We start from the raw sequence: 232 nt of genomic DNA on the forward strand, positions 1-232 counted from the left end.
GTGTTCATATCAGCCTGCTGCTCAGCGACAGCACCGTCGATCTGATTGATGAGCATATCGATCTGGCTCTGCGCAATGGCCCGCTCGTGGATTCCGGCTTGCACGCGCGGCTCCTCGTGCGCGGCGAGCGGCTCGTGTGCGCCTCGCCGCACTACTGGCGTACGCATGGCAAGGCCAAAGTGCCCGACGACCTGACGGGCCACAACTGCCTGATTCTTGCGCGGCCAGGCGC

Annotated in this window: 1 protein-coding gene; it reads left to right on the plus strand. The window is 64.7% G+C overall.

Annotated features, from left to right (window positions below):
* Window positions 1-14: 14 nt before the first annotated feature.
* On the plus strand, window positions 15-232 hold a 218-nt coding region (locus tag U5A57_RS41585; RefSeq protein WP_321918155.1), incomplete at its 3' end, for a LysR substrate-binding domain-containing protein.

It is taken from the genome of Paraburkholderia sp. J11-2 (genome assembly GCF_905220185.1).
In the GTDB taxonomy this organism is placed as follows: Bacteria; Pseudomonadota; Gammaproteobacteria; order Burkholderiales; family Burkholderiaceae; genus Paraburkholderia.